Below are 6,664 nucleotides of genomic sequence, written 5' to 3'. Positions count from 1 at the left end.
CCAGCGGCTCGGTGGGCGGCGGGTTGACCGGGGGCGCAACAGGCGGGGTGACAGGCAGGGTGACAGGGGGTGCAGGTACCGAAGTGATCATGGGAAGTTGCTCCTGTAGGTGGCAGGCCGGGCCGGCCTTGGTGTTGCCATGGCAAGCGCCATGCCTGGGCCCGAGGGAAATGGCCCGGGTACAAGGTTGGTTGAAGTCCGGCGCGGTGCCATCTGGTGGCCATGATGTGGCGCACGCCGGGACGGGGGTCAGGCCAGCGTTCTCAGCTTCGCTTCGCGGGCCCAGAAGCGCTTCTTGGCGCCTTCGATGAAGGGTTCGGGCTTGTCGATGGGAAACACGCCCTCGTCCGGCGTGATGCCGGCCGTCTTCATGATGTGCTGCGTGGCCTTGCAGGCGGCAATGGCCTTGAGGTGGCCGAAGGCGTCGCGGAACCAGTCCTGCGCGGCTGCCTCATGGGCCAGCGCCTGGCCGCGCTCCAGCGTGATGATGGACACCACGGCATCGAACTGCGCGGATGGCGATCCGGCCAGCTGGCCGTCGGCGGGCAGGTGGCTGCCGTCGTCCAGCGTGGCGCCGCCGATCTTGGGCGCAATGATCTTCACGCTGGCCTTTTGCGCCACCAGCGCCTTGTGGAAGGCGGCAACGTGCCGGGCGCTGGAGCCTTCGTCCACCAGGATGGCAACGCAGCGGCCCTGCAAGGTGGGCTTCATGCGGTCGATGATGCGCGTGGCCGGGCTGGGCGGCAGCTTTTGCGGGGGAACGGCAGGCTTGGCGGCAGGCGGCAACTGGGGCAGGCCCAGGCCGTCTGCCACGCGCTTTGCCAGGTCTGCGTCAATCACCTGCAGGTGGCCGACCACGGCCAGGCGTACATGCGCCGTCTGTACCTTGGACAGCTCGAACACCAGGGCGCTGGCGATGTGGGCCTGCTCCTGCGCGCTCTGGCTTTGGTAGAACATGCGCGCCTGGCTGTAGTGGTCGGCAAAGCTCTCGGGGCGGATGCGGCCCTTGGCGCCCTCCTGCGCGGGCTGCGCAAAGTGCCGCAAGCCGCGGGCTGCCGAGGCGCGCGGGCTGTCGGCCTGCAGGCTGGAGGGCTCATAGGCCACGCGGCCCTTGGGCACCTCGGTCTGCATGTGGCCGTCGCGCTGGTGGTGGGCGAACGGGCATTTGGGCGCGTTGATGGGCAACTGCGTGAAGTTGGGCCCGCCCAGGCGCGACAGCTGGGTGTCCAGGTACGAAAACAAGCGGCCCTGCAGCAGCGGGTCGTTGCTGAAATCGATGCCGGGCGGGATATTGGCCGGGCAGAAGGCCACCTGCTCGGTCTCGGCGAAGAAGTTGTCGGGCCAGCGGTCCAGCACGAAGCGGCCGATCTTGCGCAACGGAATTTCCTCTTCGGGGATGAGCTTGGTGGGGTCCAGGTGGTCGTAGGGCAGGGCGTCTGCCTGCTCCTGCGAGAACAGCTGCACGCACAGCTCCCAGGCCGGGTAGTCGCCCGCCTCGATGGCCTCGAACAGGTCGCGGCGGTGGTAGTCGTTGTCTGCGGCCTGCAGCTTGAGGGCCTCGTCCCAGACCGTGGACTGGATGCCCAGCTCGGGCCGCCAGTGGAATTTCACGAAGGTGCTTTCACCCTGGGCATTGACCAGCCGGAAGCTGTGCACGCCAAAGCCCTCGATCATGCGCAGGCTGCGCGCGATGGTGCGGTCGCTCATGATCCACATGACCATGTGCATGGACTCGGGCATGAGGGAGATGAAGTCCCAGAACGTGTCGTGCGCCGTGGCGGCCTGCGGAAAGCCCCGGTCGGGTTCCATCTTCACGGCATGGACCAGGTCGGGAAACTTCATGGCGTCCTGGATGAAGAAGACCGGGATGTTGTTGCCCACCAGATCCCAGTTGCCCTCTTCGGTATAGAACTTGATGGCAAAGCCGCGCACATCGCGCGGGGTATCCACCGAGCCTGCCCCACCGGCCACGGTGGAGAAGCGCACAAAGATCGGCACTTGCTTGCCGGTTTCGGTCAGGACCTTGGCGGTGGTGTATTGCTCCAGCGAATCTGTCAGCTGGAAATAACCGTGGGCGCCTGTGCCGCGTGCATGGACGATTCGCTCTGGAATGCGCTCATGGTCGAAATGCGTGATTTTCTCGCGCAGGATGAAATCTTCCAGCAGCGTAGGGCCTTTTTCCCAGGCAGTGAGAGAGTTCTGATTATCAGGAACCGGAATGCCTTGCTGCGTGGTCAATCCGGGGTGTTGTCCGTCGGCCTGTTGCTGTAATTCTCCGCCATGGCCCGTGGGGGATTGCTTGGACGATTTCTTTTCACCAGGGGATTTCTTAGCCACGATTTACTCCTTGAAAGAAAGAGGATGGCCTGTTGTATGAGGCAATAATTATTGGAAGAGGCGATTGGCTGAACCAAAGGGCATCGTCAGCAAAGCTCTGGAGATAAAAAAAGGGCCCAGGGGGCCCTTTGCCAGTTCACGCTATCGGCAGCTTAACGCTGCTGATGGCTGCCCTGCTTTTGCTGTTCCCCTGGTTGGTTGCGCTGGGGATTGCTCTGTTGCTGCTGTTGGTTGGGATTGTTCGGGTTGTTGGGATTGCTTTGCTGCTGCTGCCCCGGATTGTTCTGTTGTTGCTGCTGCTGCTTGTTCTTGTCGTTTTGCTGGTTGCTGGCCGTGTTGCCTTGAGGGTTGTTGGTCTGTTGCGTCATTTCCGTACTCCTTAAGTAAACAGCGATGCCGTCATCACTGCAATTTCATTGTGCGACCGTGAAAATGGCGGGCTTGTAGGATATTTGGAAGATTACTTTTGGTAAAGCATTGGAATTTGCTATGGAGTAGCTTTGTTCCATTTTGTCGGTACAAATGGATGTATTTCTTATAATGAAATTGCTTTTGTAAAAAATGCAGCCAGGCCAAATATGGGGTTATTTGGCGGCGGGGCGTTTTGCAGGGGCCCTGGCCGGGGTTTTTGTGGATTTTGTCGATTTTCTGGACGCTGGCGTCTTTGCATTTTTTACCGTTGACGCGGTATTTTTTTCCTTGGCTGCGGTGGCGGATGGTCCGCCTGCGCCCTTGCCCAGGCTGTTCTTGAGCAGGGCCGTCAGGTCCAGCACGGCCGCGTTGGCCGGCGCGGCGGGTGCGGTCTCCTGTTTTTCCACGTTTTGGACATCGCCCGCATGCGCCTTGGCCTGCACGAGCTGGTGGATTTCCTCGCTGAAGGAGTTGCGGAACTGGTCGGCGTCCCAGGCCTGGCTCATGTCCTTGATGAGAGCCATGGCCATGGTCATCTCGGCGCTCTTGATGCCGGCGGCCTTGGCGTCCAGCGGCGGAAGGTCCAACTGCTCGAAGGAGCGGATCTCGCCGCCCCAGCGCAGCAGGTTCAGCACCAGCGCCCGGCCGCAGGGAATCAGGATGGCCAGATGCTGCTTGGTCTGGATGACCACCTTGGCCACGCCCACCTTGTTGCTCTTGCGCAGGGCCTCGCGCAGCAGGGCGTAGACCTTCTCGCCACGGTGCAGGGGGGCGGTGTAGTAGGGGCGTTCCAGATAGATGAAGGGGATGTCCTGGGCATCGACAAAGGCCTCGATCTCGATGGTCTGCGTGGTCTTGGGAAAGGCGGCGGCAATCTCTTCAGCGCTCAGCACCACGTAGCGGCCTTCTTCGAATTCCACGCCCTTGACGATGTCGGCCGTGGCCACTTCCTTGCCCGTGACCTTGTTGATGCGCTTGTAGCCCACGGGCTGCATGTTGCGCTTGTCCAGCCAATCGAAGTCGATGTCCGAGCTGGCCGTGGCCGCGTACAGGCCGATGGGAATGTGCACCAGGCCAAAGCTGATGGCGCCCTTCCACATGCTGCGCGCGGAGGTGGACGGGCTGGATTTGGGGGAGGCGGCTTTCTTCATGGCGGTGCTTTCTTCGATTCCTGCGGGACGGTGCTCAGCGCTGCGCCTCGAAGCCCAGCGCCTTCATGGCGCGGCCCAGGCCCACGGCGGCCGTGCCGTAGTGCTCCCAGGGGGAGTTGCCCAGGCGCAGGCGCTGGTCTACCGAGCGAATGGTCCAGTGCGCGCCGCCCGTGAGCCTGTCCAGCTCGTTCCAGGCCACGGGCACGGAGATGCCCATGCCCGGCCGCGCCCGGGCCGTCCACGCGCAGGCCGTGGTGGCGCCGAAGCCGTTGCGCAGGTAGTCCACAAAAATCTTTCCCACGCGGTTGCGCGGCCCGCTTTTGGCCACGAAGCGCTGGGGCACGGCATGGGCCAGGTGCTGGACCACGGCCTGCGAGAAGGCCTTGACGGTGTCCCAGTCCAGCAGCCGCTTGATGGGCACGACCACGTGCAGGCCCTTGCCGCCGCTGGTCTTGAGGAAGGCCGGCAGCTCCAGCTCCTGCAGCAGCACATGCAGCAGGCTGGCGGCCTCCTGCACCTGCTGCCAGGGCACGCCTTCGCCGGGGTCCAGGTCGAAGGTCATGCGGTCAGGCCGGTCGATACGGTCCTTGCGCGCGTTCCAGGTGTGCCATTCGATGGTGTTCATCTGCGCAGCCGCCACCAGGCCTTCGCGCCGGGACACCTCCATCAGCGGGGCATGGCCGGGGTCCAGTTGCGGCGACAGGGCGGCGATGCCCTGCAGCGGCGCCTGGTCGAGGTGCTTTTGGAAGAACAGCTCGCCCTCGATGCCGTCCGGCGCCCGCACCATGGCCACGGGCCTGGACTTGAGGTGGGTGATCATGAAGGGCGCCACCGTGGCGTAGTAGCGCGCCAGATCCATCTTGGTGATGCCGGTGGAGGGATCGATGACCCGCTCGGGATGGGTGATGGTCATCGAGGCGGGCAGTCGCGCCGCCCTGGCATGGCGGGTTTGCGTTCTTGCAGCGCCAGGCGTGGCTGCAGCGCTGGCGGAAGATGCGGTCGATGGCACGTGCTGTGGCTCCTCTTTGACAATGCTGCGTGCAGGCTTGTCCGCACGCAGGCCCTGGAATACGGCATGGCGGACCTGGCCGTCCTCGGTCCACTGCGCGAACGAGACCTCGGCCAGCAGCGTGGGGCGCACCCAGTGCACCCCGCTGCCAAGGCCCCGGCTGTCCGCCAGCGGCGAGGTGCCGGTGGCAAGGCGCTCCAGGCGCTGGCGCAGGTCGGCCAGGGTGCGCCTGTTGAACCCTGTGCCCACCTTGCCTGCCGCGCGCAGCTGGCCATCCTCGCCATGCACGGCCAGGACCAGGGCGCCCAGGCACGTGCGCGTGCCCTGGGGATCGGTGTAGCCCGCGATCACGAATTCCTGGCGCAGGCCGCACTTGAGCTTGATCCAGTCCGCACTGCGCCGCGAGGCATAGGCGCTGCCGCGCCGCTTGCCGATCACGCCCTCCAGGCCCAGCTGGCAGGCGGCGGCCACCAGGTCGGCGGGCGGGGCGTCAAAGGCGTCGCTGAAACGAAGGCGGTCCGAAGGCGCCTTGTGCAGCAGGGCCTGCAACTGCTGGCGTCGCTGCTCCACGGGCTGGGGCCGCAGGTCCTGGCCGTCCTGCCACAGCAGGTCGAACGCGAAGAACACCAGGTGATCGGTGCGCTCGCCGTCAAAGGCGTTTTGCAAGGCCTGGAAGTCAGGGCGGCTGTCGCTGTCCAGCATCAGCACCTCGCCATCCACCCAGCCCGATTGCAGGGGCAGTGCGGCAAAGGCGCGGGCCAGGGCGGGCATTTTGGTGGTCCAGTCCTTGCCGTTGCGTGTGAAAAGGCGAACGGCGCCGTCCTCGATGCGCGCCAGCAGCCGGTAGCCGTCGAACTTGCTCTCGAAGATCCATTGCCCGGCATCTGCAGGTGCATGGTCCACCAAGGTTGCCAGCTGCGGGGCGATGCTCTGCGGCATGGACGCGGTGACGTGCGTAGCGACGGGCGTGGTGACGGGTGTGGTGACGGGCGCTGTGGCGGTGGGCAGGGGAAGGCCGGCCACGCTGTCGGGCATGTCCTCGACCACGTTGAATTCGCTGGCAGCACGTTCCAGGCCGTCGTGCTCCTTGATCAGCAGCCAGGCGGGCTTTTTGGCATCGTCCTTGCCGCGCATGCGCACCAGGGTCCAGCGGCCCTGCAGCTTGTGGCCGCGCAGTTCGAACTTGAGCTTGCCCTTGCGATAGCCTTCGGCCGCATCGCCCTCGGGCAGCCAGGTGCCACGGTCCCAGATGATGACCTTGCCCGCGCCGTACTGTCCCGGTGGAATCTGGCCCTCGAAGCGGTTGTAGGCCATGGGGTGGTCTTCCACCTGGACGGCCATGCGCTTGTCGGCCGGGTCGTAGCTGGGGCCCTTGGGCACGGCCCAGCTTTTCATGCTGCCGTCCAGCTCCAGCCGAAAGTCGTAGTGCAGGTGGCTGGCCCAGTGCTTTTGAATGACGAATTGCAGGGCGCCCGCGCCGGGCTGCCCTGCAATCGTCTCACTGGAAGGTTCTGCCGAAGGTTCCGGTGTGCGCGTGAAGTCGCGCTTTTGCCGGTACAGCGCGAGCGAGGCCTGGGGGGTCGCCGCCTTGGTCGTCCCTTTGGTGGGGCGGGCCTGGCGGGATGCCTGGGACTTGCTGCGCGTGGCCGGCATGGCGGCATCCGTCAGTGGATGAGCGCAATCAGGATGATGATGGGAATGGGAACGCCCAGGAGAAAAAGCAGTATGGATCGCATGGCAAGCCTCCGTTGAATGG

Annotated in this window: 4 protein-coding genes; all 4 read right to left on the bottom strand. The window is 64.6% G+C overall.

The annotated features are described in order from the left end of the window. Positions 1-249: 249 nt before the first annotated feature. Positions 250-2,337 (bottom strand): catalase, encoded by a 2,088-nt coding sequence (locus INR38_RS26805; protein WP_207444285.1) that lies wholly within the window; start codon positions 2,335-2,337, stop codon positions 250-252. A gap of 152 nt (positions 2,338-2,489) precedes the next feature. Then, on the bottom strand, positions 2,490-2,705 hold the full coding sequence (locus tag INR38_RS26800; protein WP_065347134.1) for a 1,4-beta-xylanase: 216 nt from the start codon (positions 2,703-2,705) through the stop codon (positions 2,490-2,492). A 216-nt stretch (positions 2,706-2,921) separates the two neighbouring features. Then, positions 2,922-3,899, bottom strand: coding sequence for a Ku protein (locus tag INR38_RS26795; RefSeq protein ID WP_207444284.1), 978 nt, complete (start codon positions 3,897-3,899; stop codon positions 2,922-2,924). A gap of 34 nt (positions 3,900-3,933) precedes the next feature. Continuing rightward, on the bottom strand, positions 3,934-6,561 hold the full coding sequence (gene ligD / locus INR38_RS26790; RefSeq protein ID WP_207444283.1) for a DNA ligase D: 2,628 nt from the start codon (positions 6,559-6,561) through the stop codon (positions 3,934-3,936). Positions 6,562-6,664 lie beyond the last annotated feature (103 nt).

This window comes from Delftia sp. SD018, assembly GCF_017355445.1.
Taxonomy (GTDB): Bacteria; Pseudomonadota; Gammaproteobacteria; order Burkholderiales; family Burkholderiaceae_C; genus Comamonas; species Comamonas acidovorans.
Note: the sequence above shows the minus strand (reverse complement) of the source record. Positions and strands in the feature narration are given on the sequence as shown.